The following is a 16,278-nucleotide window of genomic DNA, read 5'->3' as shown; positions in this document are numbered from 1 at the left end:
CGGCGGCTCAGTGGTCCATTGGGGTGACTATTCGTCTACGGAGAGTAAAAACGGCGCGTCCGGCTCACGGGTGCGGGCCGACCGCCGTAAAGGGTGCCGGTGCCGGGGGGTGCCGGTGCCGGGGGTCAGATCTCGTCGACGAGGTCCGCGATCGAGTCGACCACCCGGGACGGGCGGAAGGGGTAGCGGTCGATGTCCGGGCGGGTGGTCAGCCCGGTGAGCACCAGGAACGTCTCCATGCCGGACTCCAGCCCGGCCAGCACGTCGGTGTCCATCCGGTCGCCGATCATCGCGCTGCTCTCGGAGTGCGCGCCGATGACGTTCAGCCCGGCCCGCATCATCAGCGGGTTCGGCTTGCCGACGAAGTACGGGTCCTTGCCGGTCGCCTTCGTGATCAGCGCCGCCACCGAGCCCGCGGCCGGCAGCACGCCCTCCGGCGAGGGGCCGGTCTGGTCGGGGTTGGTGCAGATGAAGCGGGCGCCGCCGTTGATCAGCCGGATCGCCTTCGTCAGCGCCTCGAAGCTGTAGGTGCGGGTCTCGCCGAGCACCACGTAGTCCGGGGCGTGGTCGGTCAGGACGTAGCCGACGTCGTGCAGCGCGGTGGTCAGGCCCGCCTCGCCGATGACGTACGCGGTGCCGCCCGGCCGCTGGTCGTCGAGGAACTTCGCGGTGGCCAGCGCCGAGGTCCAGATGTTGCCCACCGGCACGTCAAGACCCATCCGGGTCAGCCGCGCGTGCAGGTCGCGCGGGGTGTAGATGGAGTTGTTGGTCAGCACCAGGAACGGCTTGCCCGACGCCCTGAGCCCCTTGAGGAACGCGTCCGCGCCCGGAATCGGGGTGCCTTCGTGGATCAGCACCCCGTCCATGTCGGTCAGCCACGACTCGATCGGCTTGCGTGTCGACACGGCTCGCTCTCCTGTCCTGGGTACCGCCTGAGATGTACCAAGCGTAGCCGGGGCGGGTCGCACCCGCCCCGGCCGTCCAGCCCGCGGTATCAGCTGCTGCCGGTGGCGGACCTCCACGCCTCGACGTACGAGTCGAGGTTGTCGTTGATGTCCTTCCAGTCCGGCGTGAAGACGTCCACCCCCGCCATGATCTGCTTCAGGGCGGCCGCGTTGGCGTCGGTCGCGGTCACGTCGGTGCGGGCGGCGAAGCCGCCGCCCACCGAGGAGACCTCCTGCTGCACGGCCGGGCTGAGGAAGTAGTCCAGCAGCTTCTTGCCGGCGTCCTCGTGCGGGGCGTTCTTCACCAGACCCGCCGCGTACGGCAGCGCGAACGTGGTCGGCTTGCCGGTCGCGTTCGCCGCCGGGAAGAAGATGCCCTGGTTCGGCATGGACGCCTTGTCGGCGTAGTTCATCTGCACGTCGCCGTTGGCCACGAGCAGTTCGCCCTTGTCGACCTTCGGGGCGAGCTGGCCGGTCGACGCCGACGGGCCCACGTTGTTCGCCTGGAGCTTCTTCAGGTACGCCATCGCCGCGTCCTTGCCGCCCAGGTCGTGCATCGCCTTGATCACCACGGCGGTGCCGTCACCGGCGACGCCCGGCGTCGAGTACTGCAGCTTGCCCTTGAACTTCCCGTCCAGCAGGTCGTCCCACGTCTTCGGCGGCTGCGCGAGTTCCTTGGTGTTGTAGATGAAGCACAGGTAGTTGTTGACGATCGACTCCCACGAGCCGTCCGCGTCCTTGTCCGCCGCGGCCACCTTGTCCACGCCGGCGGGCTTGTACGACGTCAGCAGCCCCTTCTCCTGCGCCTGCTGGATGAACGGGGGAAGCGTCACCACCACGTCGGCCTGCGTGTTCGACTTCTCCCGCACCAGCCGCTGCACGACCTCGCCGGAGCCGCCCTCCACGTACTTGACCTTGATCCCGGTCTTCGCGGTGAAGTCCTTGAAGACCTTGTTGTAGAACCCGTCCCCGGTGTCCGTGTGCAGCCCGTCCGCGCTGTACACCGTCACCGTCGTCGACGGCTTGCCGCTGTCCGCCGACGACGAACCCCCGCAGCCGGCCAGGACGAGGCCCATCACGGCGACCCCGCTCACGGCGGCGATCGGGCTGAGCAGACGGCTGCTGCTGTTGCGCTTGCGCATGGCAGATCTAACTCCTTGAGTCATGAACGTTGTTGTGAGGTGGGGCAAGGGGCGAGGCAGGAGGTGGTTCGGGTCAGCGGAAGGCGGCCCGGGTCCGTATCCGGCCCATCACCAGGAGCACGACGAGCGTGCTGACCATGAGCACCACCGCCAGCGCCGCTCCTTCGAAGAGCGAGCCCCGGTTCGTGGCGCCGTAGATCTGTACGGGCAACGGCATCCAGTCCGGCGGGTAGAGCATCATCGTGGCCGAGAGCTCCCCCATGGACAGCGCGAAGCACAGCCCCGCGGCGGCCGTGAGCGACGGGAGCAGCAGGGGGATGCGGACCCGCCACAGAACGTACGACGGCCGCGCCCCGAGGCTCGCCGCGCTCTGCTCGTACGCCGGGTCCAGCCGCGCCAGCGCCGCGCTGACGGACTGGTACGCGAACGCGGTGACCAGCACGGTGTGCGCGAGGATGACGATCTTCGCGGTGCCGTTGAGCAGGAACGGCGGCTTGGAGAAGGCGACCAGCAGCGACAGCCCGACCACCACCGACGGCACCGCCACCGGCAGCACGAACAGCCCGTCGAGCAGCTTGCGGGCGCCCCCGCGCAGGCGTTCCGCGGCCAGCGCCGCCCACCCGCCGACCAGGAGCGCGAGCAGACTCGCGCACAGCGCGGTGAGCAGGCTCGTGGTGAGCGCGTGCAGCGAGTCGCCGCTCCCGATGTCCCGGTAGTGCGCGAACGTGGCGTGCGAGGGGAAGGCCCCGCTCCAGTTCGTCGCGAACGACGCCATCAGGACGACCAGGAAGGGCAGCGCGAACACCGGCAGGAACAGCGCGAAGAAGACCACCCAGGACGCGATCCGGCCCGGCCTGCTATGCACCAGCACGGCGTGCACCTCCCGTGGTGCGGGCCACCAGGACCCGGTAGAGCCCGTACAAGGAGACCGACAGCACCACCGAGACCACCGCGACGACGCACGCCCCCGGGTAGTCCCCGTCGAGGATCGCCTTGCTGTAGACGAGCATCGGCAGCGTCGTGGTGTTCTTCGCGCCGGTGAACAGCACGATCCCGAACTCGTTGAGGCACAGCACCAGGACGAGTCCGCCGCCTGCGGCCAGCGACGGCAGCGCCTCGGGCAGGATCACCTGCCGGACGATCCGCGGCGCCCGCGCGCCCAGCGACGAGGCGGCCTCCAGCTGGGCCGTGTCGACCTGCGAGAACGCCGCGAGCAGCGGCCGCATCACGAACGGCGTGAAGTAGGTGACCTCGGCGAGCAGCACGCCCCAGGGGGTGTGCAGGAAGTCGACCGGTCCGGCGGCCGCCCCGGTCGCGTCCGTCCACAGCCCGTTGGCCATGCCGACCGTGCCGTAGATGAACAGCAGCGCGAGGGTGATCAGGAAGGACGGGAAGGCAAGGAAGATGTCGATGAACCGGCTGAGCACCTTCCCGCCGGGGAACGGCACGAAGGCGATCACCAGGGCGAGCAGGAAGCCGAGGACCAGGCAGCCCGCGGTGGAACCGGCCGCGATCCACACGGTGTTCCACAGCGCCTTGCGGAAGGACTGCTCCTGGAACACCTGCGACCAGGGCTTTGTGGAGTGCCCGCCCGCGTCGGGCGAGAAGGACTGCTTGACCACCAGGACCAGCGGATAGAGGAAGACCAGGCCGAGTCCGGCGACCGGGGGCACCGCCCACAGCCAGGCCGGTACGGCGCGCGGGCGCCTGGGCCTGCTGTCGCCGTCCACCCGCGGGCCGACCGCGGTCGAGCCCGCGCTAGCCGACGCCATCGCCGGCACCTCCCCCGTCGCCGCCGTTCGCGGAGCCGTCGCTCGCGGGACCGCCGTTCGCGGAGCCGTCGTTCGCGGGGCCACCGTTCCCGGAGCCGCCGTTCGCGGAGCCGCCGCCGCGCCCGGGGGCGGGTTCGGGGGCTCGGTCCGTGCCGTCCGCGGCCAGGCCGCCGGGCAGCAGCACCGCGTCCTGCGCGTCGAAGGTGAGCGCGACCGGTTCGCCGACCCCCGGCGGCTGCCGCAGGTCGCCGACGTCGGCGCGCAGTTCGCTCCCGTACGCGTCGACCAGCAGCCGGTGGGTGTGGCCGCGCCACTGCACGGCGGTGACGGTGCCGCGCAGCACGTTGACCTCCTCCGTGCCCGGCTCGGCGGTGAGCGGCGTCTGCCGCAGCACGTGCGGGCGCAGGCACACCGTCGCCTCCGCGCCGGCGGCCGGAGCCGGTGCCGGCACCTCGACGCGCAGCGCGGCCGTACCGAGCCGGAACACGCCGTCGCCCTCGGCCCGCACCCGCAGCAGGTTGGCGCTGCCGACGAAGCTCGCGGTGAAGGCGGTGCGCGGGGTGCGGTACAGCTCGTGCGGCGTGCCGCAGTCCTGCAGCCTGGCCCGGTCCAGGACGGCGATCCGGTCGGCCAGGGTGAGCGCCTCGATCTGGTCGTGGGTGACGTAGAGGATCGACACGTCGGGCAGTTCGCGGTGCAGCCGGGCGAGTTCGGCGAGCATGCCCGAGCGCAACTGGGCGTCGAGCGCCGACAGCGGCTCGTCCAGCAGCAGCACGCCCGGCCGGATGGCCAGCGCGCGGGCGATCGCGACCCGCTGCTGCTGGCCGCCGGACAGCTCGCGCGGGTAGCGGCGCGCGTACCCGGCCATGCCGGTCATCTCCAGCGCGGCCGCGACCCGCGGGCCCACCTCGGCGCGCGGCGTACGGTTCGCCTTCAGCCCGAACGCGACGTTCTGCTCGACCCGCAGGTGCGGGAAGAGCGCGTACTGCTGCACCACCATGCCGATGCCGCGCTTGTACGGGGGCAGGCCGGTGACGTCCCGGCCGCCGATCAGCACCCGCCCGGCGGAGGGGTGGACGAACCCGGCGACCGCCCGCAGCGCGGTGGTCTTGCCGGAACCGGACGGGCCGAGCAGGGCCATCACCTCGCCGGGTTCGACGGTCAGGTCCAGCGCGTCCAGGACGGTGGTGGCGCCGTACGTGACGCTGACGTGGTCGAAGCGGATGCCGGAGGCGGGGCCGGCGGCGCGGGCCGGACCCGCGGCCCCCTTGAGGGTGCCGGGGCCGGTGGCCGCGCCCCGGGCGGAGGAGGTGGCGGTGCTCGTGCGGGTCATGTCACGACCCCCCGAGCAGCGCCGGGAGTTCGGCGACCGACCCGAGCACGTGGGTGGCGCCCGCCGCCCGCAGCCGGGGCTCGTCGTGCGCGCCGCTGGTGACCCCGGCCACGACCGCCGCGCCGGCCCGTACGCCGCTGAGCATGTCGTACGCCGTGTCACCGGCCACCGCGACGTGCCGCACGGACTCGGTGCCGGTGCGCAGCAGCGCGGTGAGCACCATGTCCGGGTGTGGGCGGCCGCGGCCGGCGTCGGCCGGGCACAGGGTGAGGTCGGCGATGTCCTGCCAGCCCAGGGCGTCGAGGATGGCGTCCTGGGTGGTGCGGGCGAACCCGGTGGTCAGGACGACCTTGCGGCCCTGCGCGCGCAGTTCGCGGATCGCCTCCTCGGCGCCGGGCAGCGGCTTGCACTGCCCGCCGTCGACCAGCTCGGCGTAGGCGCGTTCGAAGGCGGAGTTGCCGCGCTGGGCGGTCTCCTCCGTGCTGAACAGGGCGCGGAAGACGGTGATCTTCGACTCGCCCATGGTGGCGCGGACGTAGTCGAGCTTCTCGGCGTGGTCGGCGCTGCCGGGCTCGACGCCCAGCTCCTGCGCGGCCCGGGAGAAGGCCGACTCCACCAGCCCGCCGTCGGCGACGGTGGTGCCGGCCATGTCGAGCACGACCAGCGTGGGCGCGGGGGAAGGGGACGGGGTCGAGGTGGGGGTGGAGGTCACGGTGTTCACCAGCCGATTCGGTTCGCAGTGGTCTCGCCGATCGCGGGCGAGCAGGTCATGCCGCGTCCGCCGGGCCCGGTGACCAGCCACACCCCGTCGAGCACCTGCTCGCGGTGGACGACCTCGGCGGTGTCGACGGTCTGCGCGTACACCCCGGCCCAGCGGCGCCGGATGGGCGGCAGCGGGCGGCCGAGCAGGGCGGCGGCCCGCTCGCGCAGGTGCTCGTAGGGGTCCTCGGTCACGTCGAAGGCGAACGCCTCGTCGTACTCGTGGGTGTCGCCGATGGTCAGGCCGCCGTCGAGCCGCTGGACCATCAGCAGCTGCATCCGGTGCTCGGCCGCGACCGGCGGCTGCGGCTCGCCGGAGCGCAGCGCCTCCAGGGCGGCGCCGGCGTAGGCGGGGTAGTAGCGGAAGCTGTCGCCGTCGGCGACCGACGTGGTGAGCGCCTCGCCCAGCGGCGCGGTCTGCGCCATCTGCAGCCGGACCCGGCGCACCGGCAGCTCCGGGGCCAGTTCCCTGACCAGGCCGCCCAGCCAGGCGCCGGTCGCCAGCACCACGCTGTCCGAGCGGTACACCGTGCCGTGGTCGTCCCGGACCGAGCCCGTCGCCACGTCGCGGACCTCCCGGCCGGGTACGAACGTGTAGCGGCCGGTCGCGGCCAGGTGGGCGCGCAGCGCGGGCAGCGTGGTGCGCGGCTCGACCGCGGCGTCCTTCTCGCACAGCAGCGCGCCGAGGAAGTCGCCGCCCAGCGCCGGGTTGTACGCGCGGACCTCGGCCGGCGACAGCCACTTGTAGCCGCGCTCGGCGGCGTCGGGCCGGCCCAGCACGTCCTCGGCGACCGCCTGCTCGGCGGGCGTGCGCACCACCGTCAGCGAGCCGTTCGCCCGGAAGCCGGCGCCCGGCACCTTCGCGCCGATCTCCTCCCACAGCTCCCGGGCGCGCAGCGCCGTCTCCAGCTCCGCGCCGACCGCTCTGCCCCCGACCCACACCAGGCCGAAGTTGCGGACGGAGGCGCCGCGCGCCTCGCGCTCCCGCTCCAGGTGGACGACCTCGTGGCCGCGTTCGATTGCATGCCAGGCGTGCATGGTGCCCAGCACCCCGGCTCCTACGACAGTGACTCTCACGACCCCGACGTTCGCGACCGCAGATGTCCGCGACACAACGGGATACGGTCGCCCCGGTGAACAAGGCTCCAAACTTGGCCTAGACCCGTTACCCTTCCGTGATATCAGGAGGACGGCCACACCGTTTCAGGGGCGCCCCCTGACGTCTCCTAGTCCAGGTGGACGGTGAAGCTGAACCGATCCCCCCGATACAGGGACCGCACCCGCTCCAGGGGCACCCCGGACGCGTCCTTGCTCGACCGGTGCAGCAGCAGCATCGGCAAAGCCGGCGGCGTGCCGATGAGCAACGCCTCCCGCGGCGTCGCCAGCACCGTCTCGATCCGCTCGTCCACCACCGTCGGCGCCAGCCCCATCCGCTCGCTCAGGAACGCGTAGAAGGAGGTGTCGGGCGCGAAGTCCCGTGCGAGATGGGGAAGTCGCGCGACGGACAGGTACGTGCTCTCCAGTCCGACCCGCTCCTCGTCCGCGAGCAGCACCCGCTCCATGTGCCAGACCGGGTCCCCCGTCCCGATCCGCAGCTCGGCGGCGAGCGTGGGGTCGGCCTCCAGCTGTTCCAGGCCGATCAGATTGCGCCCGGGGACGCGGCCCTGCCGCCGTACGCCCTCGGTATAGCTCGCCGTGGACAGCGGCTGGACCAGCTTGGGCCCGGCCACCACGGTGCCGCGGCCCTTGCGGCGGACCCGGCCCTGGATGAGCAGTTCGCGCAGCGCCTGCCGTACGGTCTCCCGCGCCACCGCGAAGTCCGCCGCCAACTCCCGCTCGGTCGGCAGCAGCCCGCCTTCCCCGAGGTCGTCGAGCATGCCCTCCAGCCGGGTCTTCACCGCGAAGTACTTCGGCACCCGGCCGTGCTCCGGGATGCCCGCGCGGATCGGGGCCCGGGAATCAGCCGCATCACTCATCCCACGATCCTCCCAGATCCGTCGGCCACGCCCGGCCGGCCCCCGGGCCCGTCCCCGGCATACCGCCTGCGTACGGGCGTACGGGTGCCCACCCGGGCCGGGTGCCCGCCCCGCCGCGGCCGGCCGGAGGGCCGCGCCGGGGGTCGTGCCGGGGGGCGTGCGAGAGTGACGGCATGAGCACTCCCCCACCGCTGCGGGTCGGCCTGGTCGGATACGGTCCGGCCGGCTCGTTCTTCCACGCCCCGCTGATCGCCGCGACCCCCGGCCTCGTCCTGGACACGATCGTCACGAGCAGCCCGGAACGCCGGGCGCAGGCCGCTGCCGAACACCCGGGCGTACGCTTCGCCGACCGTGCCGAGGAGTTGTGGGCGCGGGCCGGGGAACTCGACCTGGTGGTGCTCGCCTCCCCCAACCGCACCCATGTGCCGCTGGCCACCGAGGCGTTGGAGGCCGGGCTGCCGGTGGTCGTGGACAAGCCGCTGGCCGCCACCGCCGCCGAGGCCCGTACCCTCGCCGCGCTCGCCGAGGCCCGCGGCCTGCTGCTCGGCGTCTTCCAGAACCGCCGCTGGGACGGCGACTTCCGCACGGTGCGCGATCTGATCGAGCGCGGCGCGCTCGGCGAGGTGCGCCGCTTCGAGTCCCGGTTCGAACGGTGGCGCCCCCAGCTCAAGGGCGGCTGGCGGGAGTCGGGCGACCCGGCGGACATCGGAGGTCTGCTCTACGATCTCGGCGCGCATCTCGTCGACCAGGCGCTCGCGCTCTTCGGCCCGGCCGCGCTGGTCTACGCCGAGGCCGCCGCGGTACGCCCGGGTGCGAGCGCCGACGACGACGCCTTCATCGCGCTCACCCACGCCTCCGGGGTGCGCTCCCACCTGTGGATGAGCGCCGTCACGCCGCTGCTCGGGCCGCGCTTCCGCGTGCTCGGCAGCACCGCGGGGTATGTCGTGCACGGGCTGGACCCGCAGGAGGCGGCCCTCCGCGCCGGCCGCCGCCCGGGCGACGGCACCCCGTGGGGCGAGGCACCGCCCGCCGACCGGGGCACCGCCGGCACCGAGGGCTCCGCCGGTTCGGACGGCACCACGGCCCCGGTGCCCACCCTCCCGGGCGACTACCCCGCGTACTACGCGGCCGTGGCGGCCGCGCTCCGCACCGGTGCGGCCGCCCCGGTGACGGCACACGACGCCGCCGCGGCCCTGGACGTCATCGAAGCGGCCCACCGCTCCGCGGCCACCGGGGAGACCGTACGGCTCTGACCCGCCGGGGTGGTCCCTTCCGGGCCACCCCGAGGGGTCAGGCGCCCTTGAACTCCTGGCGCTGGCGGCCGAGTCCGTCGATGCTGAGCTCGACCACGTCACCGGGCCTGAGGTACGGCTTGGGCTCGGGCTGCCCGAGCGCCACGCCCGCGGGGGTACCGGTGTTGATCACGTCACCCGGGTACAGGGTCATGAACTGGCTGAGGTAGCGCACCACTTCGGCCACCGGGAAGATCTGGCTCGCGGTCGAGCCGTCCTGCTTCAACTCGCCGTTCACCCACAGCTTCAGCGGCAGCGCCTGCGGGTCCGGCACCTCGTCCGCGGTGACCAGCCAGGGGCCGAGCGGGTTGAACGTCTCGCAGTTCTTGCCCTTGTCCCACTGCCCGCCGCGCTCGATCTGGAAGGCCCGCTCGGACACGTCGTGCGCCACCGCGTACCCGGCGACGGCCGCCATCGCCTCCTCGTGCGAGGCGGCGTACCGCAGTTCGCGCCCGATGACGACCGCCAACTCCACCTCCCAGTCGGTCTTCTCGCTGCCCCGCGGCACCAGCACGGTGTCGTCGGGGCCGACCACGGTGTCCGGTGCCTTCATGAACACCACGGGCTCGGCGGGCGGTTGGGCGCCGGTCTCCTCGGCGTGGTCGTGGTAGTTCAGCCCGATGCAGACGATCTTGCCGATGCCGGCCAGCGGCGGGCCGACCCGCTCCGCGGGGTCCAGCGCGGGCAGCGTGCCCTCGGCCTCCGCCGCGGCGATCCGCGCGAGCGCGGCCGGGTCCGCGAGCAGCGCCCCGTCGATCTCGGAGACGATCCCGCTGAGGTCCCGCGGGACGCCTTCGCGGTCCAGCAGGGCCGGGCGTTCCGCCCCGACGGGTCCGACACGCAACAGCTTCACAGGTGCACTCCATACGTGGTTCAGGGTCCGCCGACCCCCTGGGGGGCGCCTCCGGCGGGGGACGGGCCACCCTGCCCTCACCAGGTCATCGGATGTCTCCCCCGATCCTCCCTGCGAACCGCCCGACCCGTCAACGTCCCCCCGAAGCCGCCTTCGGCCGGGCGCCGTTGAGGTCGGCCCTCTTTCCGCGGAAGGAGCCGCAGTCACTCAGGAGCGCGGGGAACTCCCCCGGAGGGGGGTAGCCCCCAGCGAGACCCCCCGCCGGCAGGTGGTCCCTGGACCGACAGCACCAGGCACCCCAGGGGGGGTCAGCCACCCGCCACGCGGGAGATCGCGTAGATGAGCAGCCCGGCCATCGCGCCCACCACCGTCCCGTTGATCCGGATGAACTGGAGGTCACGCCCGACGTGGGCCTCGATCTTGCGGGAGGTCTGCTCCGCGTCCCACCCCGCGACGGTCTCACTGATGAGCGAGGTGATCTCGTCGCGATAGGTCGTCACGAGATAGGTCGCCGCGTCCTCCAGCCACCCGTCGACCTTGGCCTGGAGCCGCGCGTCGCTGCTCAACCGCGCACCGAGCGCCAGCAGGGACGTCCGCGCGCGCCGCCGCAACTCGCTGTGCTCGTCGTCCGCCGCGGCCACCACCATCGCCCGCACCGCACCCCACGCACTGGCGATGAGGTCCTGCACCTCGCTGCGCGCCAGCAGATCCCTCTTCAGCCGCTCCACCCGCGCCCGGGTGTCCGGGTCGGACTGCAACTCGCCCGCGAAATCCCCGAGGAACCGGTCCACCGCACCACGCGCCGGGTGCCCCGGCGAGTCCCGCATCTCGGTGACGAACCTCAGCAACTCCTTGTAGACGCGCTCGCCGATCCTGCGGTCCACGAACCGCGGCGTCCAGCCGGGCGCCCCGCCCTGCACCGCCACCATCACGGAGTCGCCGTGCTCCACCAGCCAGTCGTGGGCGCGTACGCACACCAGGTCCACCAGCCGCTTGTGGCCGCCGTCGGCGACCACCCGCTCCAGCAGCTTGCCGAGCCCCGGCCCGATCTCGTGGGCCTCGGCCCGCCGGGTGATCGCCTCACCGACGACCGCCTGCACGTCGGAGTCGCGCAGCACCCGCAGGGCGCCGCGCAGCGCGGCCGCCGCCTGATCGGTCACCTTGTCCGCGTTGGCCGGCTCGGACAGCCACCCGCCCAGCCGCGACCCGATGCCGACCGCGCGCAGCCGGGTCCGTACGACGTCGGAGGAGAGGAAGTTCTCGCCCACGAAGTCGCCGAGGCTCGCACCCAGCGCGTCCTTCTTCGTCGGGATGATCGCGGTGTGCGGGATCGGCAGGCCCAGCGGGCGGCGGAAGAGCGCGGTGACCGCGAACCAGTCGGCGAGCGCACCCACCATGCCCGCCTCGGCCGCCGCCGCCACGTAACCGGCCCAGCCGCCCGCGCCCTGTGATCCGGCCCACTTCGCCAGGCCGTACACCACGGTCGCGACCAGCAGGAAGCCGGTCGCGATCAGCTTCATCCGGCGTACGCCGGCCCGCCGTGCCTCGTCCGGGTCGGCACCCGGCACACCCGGCCCACCCGGACCACCCGGAGCGCCCGGACCACCCGGCCCGGGCCCGGGCCCGGGCCCGGGCCCCGTATCCGCGCGCGACCGCGCCGCCGCGCCCGCGCCCTCCGCGTCGCCCGCGTCGTCCGCGCTGCCCGCGCCGTCCACTCGCCCCGTGTCCATCGGCTCCACCCGGGTATTCTCACCGCCACTGCCAGTCTGGGAACGTACGACAGGTTCCCGGCGCCTCCCGCGGGCCCCCGCGCCCGTGCGAAGACCCCCAGAACCGTTCCGCAGACCCCAGGAGAACACCCCGATGACACCGCAGCGCACCGGCGGAGGGCTGCCCGGATACGCCGAGCACTTCGAGGAGCCCGCGGGCTATCTCGACTTCGCACGCTACGGCCCCCCGTCCCGCCAGGTGCTCGACGCCACCTCCGACGCGCTGAACCGGTCCGCCCGCGCCGACCGGCACACCGTGAACGACCTCATGCTGGCGGAGCAACGGGCCAGGGAAGCCGCCGCGCGGCTGGCCGGCACCGACCCGGCGCACACGGTCCTCCTGCCGAACGCCTCCACCGGCATGTTCCACGCCGCGTTCGGCCTGCCCGGCGGCGCCGTGCTGGTGCCCGCCGGCGACTTCCCGGCCAACCACTACCCCTGGCGCCGGTCGGCCGGGCTCGGCCGGGCCGTGCCGCACTGGCTGGCCGCCGCCCCGGACGGGCGGGTCACCCCGGACGCGGTACGGGTCGCGCTCTGCGACGACGTGGTCGCGCTGTCGGTCAGCGCGGTGGACTTCCGTACCGGATACCGCGCCGACCTCGCCGCCCTGCGCGAGGTGATCGGCCCCGACCGGCTGCTGATCGTGGACGCCATCCAGGGGTTCGGCGTCGCCGACCTGCCCTGGCAGGCGGCCGACGTCGTGGTCACCGGCGGGCAGAAGTGGCTGCGCGCGAGCTGGTCCACCGGGTTCGCGACCCTCTCCGACCGCGCCCTGGAACGCCTAGAACCCACCCTCACCGGGTGGACCGGCGTCCAGGACGCCGCCCTCTTCGACGACCGCGGGCACCCGCCCGCCGACGGCGCCCAGCGCTGGAGCGTCACCAACCTCAGCCCGGTCGCCGCCGCGGGCCTCGAAGCCGCCCTGAACCTCGTGGAGAAGGTCGGCGTGCCCGCGATCGAGGCCCACGTCTCCGCGCGGCTCGACGAACTGATCGAGGTGGTACACCGCTGCGGCGGCCACCTGCTCTCCCCCGAGGCGCCCGCCGAACGCGGCGGCATCCTCTCCTTCCGCATGCCCCGCACCCCCGCCGCCGACGTCGCCGCCGCCCTCCACGCCCACGGGGTCACGCCCACCGTCCGCCCCGACTCCGTCCGGCTGTCGGCCCACGGTTCCACCACCCCCGCGGCCGCCGACCACGTCCACGCGGCGCTGACGACCCTCTAGGGTGGCGCGTTCCGTCGGGACGGAGGGTCACCTGCCAAGGGCGCGAGGACGTGCGCGCACCCCCCACCGGCGGGTGGTCCCTCACCCGACAGCACCTGGCACCCCGGGGGGTCAGGCGCGCCCGTACATCCGCGCGATGACGTCCTCGATGTCCGGCTCGCGGATGGACAGGTCCACCAGGGGATGCCGAGTCGCCAGCTCGGCGACGAGCGGCGCCGCGCTCGCCCCCGCGGGAAACGCGAAGGACTGCCTCGGCCCGTCGGCGGACACCAGCCGCGCCCCCGCCAACTCCACCGGAGGAAGCTCGCGGGCGAAGTCCGCGACCAGCGTCCGCTCGCTCTCCCCCACCGCGTGCAGCCCCCCGAGCCCGCCGTCGTACATCACCTTGCCGTGGTCGATCACCATCACCCGGCGGCACAGGCTCTCGATGTCCGTGAGGTCGTGCGTGGTGAGCAGGATCGTGGTGCCGCGCTCGGCGTTGAAGTCGCGCAAAAAGTCCCGCACCCGGCTCTTGCTGACCACGTCGAGACCGATGGTCGGCTCGTCGAGGTAGAGCACCTCGGGGTCGTGCAGCAGCGCCGCCGCGATGTCCCCGCGCATCCGCTGCCCGAGCGAGAGCTGCCGTACCGGCGCGTCCAGCAGCGGCCCGAGGTCGAGGAGTTCCACGCAGGCACCCAGGTTGCGGGCGTAGGCGGCGGCCGGAATCCGGTACATCCGCCGGACCAGCTCGTAGGAGTCGCGCAGCGGCAGGTCCCACCACAGCGTGGTGCGCTGCCCGAAGACCACGCCGATCCGCCGGGCCAGCCGGGTCCGGTCCCGGGCCGGGTCGATCCCGTCGACCCGGACCCGCCCCGCGCTGGGGTTGAGGATGCCGGTGAGCATCTTGATCGTGGTGGACTTGCCCGCGCCGTTCGGCCCGATGTAGCCGACGATCTCGCCGCGCGGCACGCTGAAGGTGATCCCGTCGACCGCCCGCACCTGGTGCCGCTCGCGCCGCAGCAGCCCGGCCTTGCGGCGTACGTCGAAGACCTTCTCCACCCCGTCCAGCTCGATGATCGGATCGGCGACAGCCGACCCCGCGCCGGGGCCGCCCACCGGTTCACCCCCGACCCGCGGTTCACCCTCGACAGCCGGTTCTTCCCCGACGCGCGGGCCCTGCTCGACGGCCGGGCCCCGCTCGACCGGCCCCTCGGTGTCGCTCACCATGTCGGCTCCCTCAACTCCCTGTGCTGCGATACGTACGAAGGCCCACCCGCCAGGCCGTGGCCGCGAGCGCGCAGCAGACCACGGCGACAGCCGGGGAGGCGAAGTCCAGCCAGCCGGGCAGGCCGAGCGGATCGGGCTCGCCCAGCACGTACAGCGCGGGCAGCCAGTTGACGAAGGCGAGCGGCACCACGAAGGTGACGCCCCGCACCAGGTCCCGGGCGAAGATCCCCGGCGGGTACTGGAGCATCGTGTTGCCGCCGTAGGTCACGGAGTTCTGCACCTCCGAGGCGTCCTGCGCCCAGAACTGGAACGCCCCGCCGGCCACGTACACCGCGCTGAAGATCACCCCGCCCGACAGAAGCATCATCGGCACCATCAGCACGTTCACCACCGTCCAGTGCACGTCCACCCGCAGCAGCGCCCAACCGAGGACCAGCACACCCTGGGTGAGCCGGCCGACCCGGCGCAGCGCGAAGCGGTCCGCGGCGACCTGCGCGATCACCGGGACCGGGCGCAGCAACAGCGTGTCCAGGGTGCCGTCGCGCACCCGGCGGCCGAGCCGCTCCATGGAGCCCATCACCAGGTCGGCGATGCCGAAGGAGGTGCTGCACGCGCCGTAGAGGAACGCCACCTCCGGCAGCGAGAAGCCGCCGAGCCGGTGGATGTGCGAGAACATCATCACGATCGTGGCGAAGTCCAGCCCGGTCGCGACGAAGTTGCCGAGCGCGGTCAGGAAGAAGGACGTGCGGTACGCCATGGTGGAGCGCACCCACATCCCCACGATCAGGCCGTACGCGCGCACCGCCTCGCGGGCCTGCCACGCCGACCGCCGAAGGCCGTACCGCCCGGAGCCGTACGGCTCCCTGCCGTGGCCGAAACCGCGGTCGAGACCACGGCCGGGACCACGGCCGCCGCCGTACCCGCCGGGCTGCCGCGGCAGCTCCGTCTCAGCCACCCTGGACCACCACCCGGCGCGCCGCGACCGTCTGCAGCAGCCGCCCGGCGCCGAGCAGCGCCACCGCCCAGCCGGCCTGGCCGCACAGCGCCAGCACCGCCCCGGTGCCCTGGTGCCGCCCCAGCAGCACGTCCGCGGGCACCTGGAGCATCGACGCCCACGGCAGCGCCCGCGCCAGCTCGCCCAGCGCACCCGGGAAGACCGTCAGCGGCAGCAGCATCCCCGAGAAGAACAGCCCGGTCAGCATCGTGGCCTGGCTCACCCCGCTGCCGTCCAGCAGCCAGAACGCGCTCAGCCCGACCAGGAAGCGCAGCGCGAAACTCACCAGCCCGCCCAGCCCCACCGACACCGCGAACAGCAGCCAGGTCACGGGCGTGGACGGCAGCGCCACGTCGAAGACGAGCGCGCCGCACAGGACCGGCAGCACCCCGCGCCCCAGCAGCTGGAACGCCATCCGCCCCAGGTCCTGCGCCAGCCACCACCCCTGGAGGTCAGCCGGCCGGTACAGGTCCACCGCGATGTCCCCGGATCTGATCCGCTCCATCAACTCGTCCTCGCACCCGCCGCCCATCAGCGCCATCGGCGACAGCAGCGCCTGCCCCAGCCACACGTACGTCAGCGCCTGGCCCTCGCTGTAGCCGCCCAGATGCGGGCGCTGGTCCCACAGGGCCAGGTAGCTGTAGCTGATGATCAGCCCGAAGACGCAGTTGGTGAAGACACCGGCGACGGTGGCGACGCGGTACGTGGAGTAGCGGCGGAAGCCCCGCGTGACCACCGCCACGTAGAAACCGCCCATCGACTGTGAACCCCCTCACGTGGCCTGGCACACAAACCGCCGACCCTAGCGTTCGGCCGGCCAGCGCTGCCAACGGTTTTCCTGGGCCGAACGGGTGGGCGAGCTGCGCCGGACGGCCCGTCACAGCCCTGTCACGGATACCCGATGCCGGTCGGCACCGGGCGGATGATGCGACAGTGTGGGAGTCGGAGGACTACGTGGGTGTACGGGCGCGTACGTAACGGTTGGTCCATGATGTACCGCCGCAGGCCAACCC

15 protein-coding genes are annotated in these 16,278 nt (G+C 73.2%); 2 read left to right on the top strand and 13 right to left on the bottom strand.

The features are described 5' to 3' along the window. Positions 1-125 precede the first annotated feature (125 nt). The 8 genes from OG896_RS25865 to OG896_RS25830 all read right to left on the bottom strand — a co-directional run bounded on the left by OG896_RS25865 (position 126) and on the right by OG896_RS25830 (position 7,926). The gene (locus OG896_RS25865) at positions 126-905 is read right to left on the bottom strand and encodes an HAD-IIA family hydrolase (RefSeq protein ID WP_329369140.1); all 780 of its coding nucleotides are present in this window, start codon (positions 903-905) and stop codon (positions 126-128) included. A gap of 89 nt (positions 906-994) precedes the next feature. Beyond that, complete coding sequence (locus OG896_RS25860) at positions 995-2,086, bottom strand: 2-aminoethylphosphonate ABC transporter substrate-binding protein (RefSeq protein WP_329369139.1); 1,092 nt, start codon at positions 2,084-2,086, stop codon at positions 995-997. A 73-nt stretch (positions 2,087-2,159) separates the two neighbouring features. Continuing rightward, positions 2,160-2,957: an ABC transporter permease gene (locus OG896_RS25855; RefSeq protein WP_328464481.1), complete on the bottom strand. Its 798-nt coding sequence runs from the start codon at positions 2,955-2,957 to the stop codon at positions 2,160-2,162. Further along, positions 2,944-3,858 (bottom strand): 2-aminoethylphosphonate ABC transporter permease subunit, encoded by a 915-nt coding sequence (locus tag OG896_RS25850; RefSeq protein ID WP_329369137.1) that lies wholly within the window; start codon positions 3,856-3,858, stop codon positions 2,944-2,946. Before OG896_RS25850 ends, OG896_RS25855 begins: the two co-directional genes overlap by 14 nt. Then, positions 3,845-5,191, bottom strand: coding sequence for an ABC transporter ATP-binding protein (locus OG896_RS25845; protein ID WP_329369134.1), 1,347 nt, complete (start codon positions 5,189-5,191; stop codon positions 3,845-3,847). The genes OG896_RS25850 and OG896_RS25845 overlap by 14 nt, the downstream gene beginning before the upstream one ends. A 1-nt stretch (position 5,192) precedes the next feature. Further along, positions 5,193-5,840, bottom strand: coding sequence for a phosphonatase-like hydrolase (locus OG896_RS25840; RefSeq protein ID WP_402443331.1), 648 nt, complete (start codon positions 5,838-5,840; stop codon positions 5,193-5,195). 68 nt (positions 5,841-5,908) lie between these two features. Next, positions 5,909-7,027: a TIGR03364 family FAD-dependent oxidoreductase gene (locus OG896_RS25835; protein WP_329369130.1), complete on the bottom strand. Its 1,119-nt coding sequence runs from the start codon at positions 7,025-7,027 to the stop codon at positions 5,909-5,911. Positions 7,028-7,176: 149 nt separating this feature from the next. Beyond that, a complete protein-coding gene (locus OG896_RS25830) occupies positions 7,177-7,926 on the bottom strand; it encodes a GntR family transcriptional regulator (RefSeq protein WP_329369128.1) in 750 nt (249 codons plus the stop codon). A gap of 173 nt (positions 7,927-8,099) precedes the next feature. Between OG896_RS25830 and OG896_RS25825 the strand changes: the two genes are divergently transcribed. Then, a complete protein-coding gene (locus tag OG896_RS25825; protein ID WP_329369126.1) occupies positions 8,100-9,179 on the top strand; it encodes a Gfo/Idh/MocA family oxidoreductase in 1,080 nt (359 codons plus the stop codon). Between the two features lie 37 nt (positions 9,180-9,216). On the opposite strand, the gene OG896_RS25820 is transcribed toward OG896_RS25825, so the two are convergent. Further along, a complete protein-coding gene (locus OG896_RS25820) occupies positions 9,217-10,071 on the bottom strand; it encodes a fumarylacetoacetate hydrolase family protein (protein WP_329369124.1) in 855 nt (284 codons plus the stop codon). Between the two features lie 308 nt (positions 10,072-10,379). Beyond that, positions 10,380-11,801, bottom strand: coding sequence for a DUF445 domain-containing protein (locus OG896_RS25815; RefSeq protein WP_329369123.1), 1,422 nt, complete (start codon positions 11,799-11,801; stop codon positions 10,380-10,382). A 133-nt stretch (positions 11,802-11,934) separates the two neighbouring features. Here OG896_RS25815 and OG896_RS25810 point away from each other — a divergent pair, with 133 nt between their 5' ends. Next, entirely contained in the window at positions 11,935-13,065 is a 1,131-nt protein-coding gene (locus tag OG896_RS25810; RefSeq protein ID WP_329369122.1) for an aminotransferase class V-fold PLP-dependent enzyme, read from the top strand. Positions 13,066-13,176: 111 nt separating this feature from the next. Here OG896_RS25810 and OG896_RS25805 read toward each other — a convergent pair whose 3' ends face one another. The 3 genes from OG896_RS25805 to OG896_RS25795 all read right to left on the bottom strand — a co-directional run bounded on the left by OG896_RS25805 (position 13,177) and on the right by OG896_RS25795 (position 16,022). Further along, positions 13,177-14,271, bottom strand: coding sequence for an ABC transporter ATP-binding protein (locus OG896_RS25805; protein WP_329369120.1), 1,095 nt, complete (start codon positions 14,269-14,271; stop codon positions 13,177-13,179). Positions 14,272-14,281: 10 nt separating this feature from the next. Beyond that, on the bottom strand, positions 14,282-15,046 hold the full coding sequence (locus tag OG896_RS25800) for an ABC transporter permease (protein WP_329374271.1): 765 nt from the start codon (positions 15,044-15,046) through the stop codon (positions 14,282-14,284). Positions 15,047-15,218: 172 nt separating this feature from the next. Next, positions 15,219-16,022 carry an ABC transporter permease gene (locus OG896_RS25795; RefSeq protein ID WP_329369118.1) on the bottom strand — a complete coding sequence of 268 codons (804 nt, stop codon included), beginning with the start codon at positions 16,020-16,022 and terminating at the stop codon, positions 15,219-15,221. Positions 16,023-16,278 lie beyond the last annotated feature (256 nt).

The sequence above is a fragment of the Streptomyces sp. NBC_00669 genome, assembly GCF_036226785.1.
Taxonomy (GTDB): domain Bacteria; phylum Actinomycetota; class Actinomycetes; order Streptomycetales; family Streptomycetaceae; genus Actinacidiphila.
This window is presented reverse-complemented; position numbering and strand designations above follow the sequence as displayed.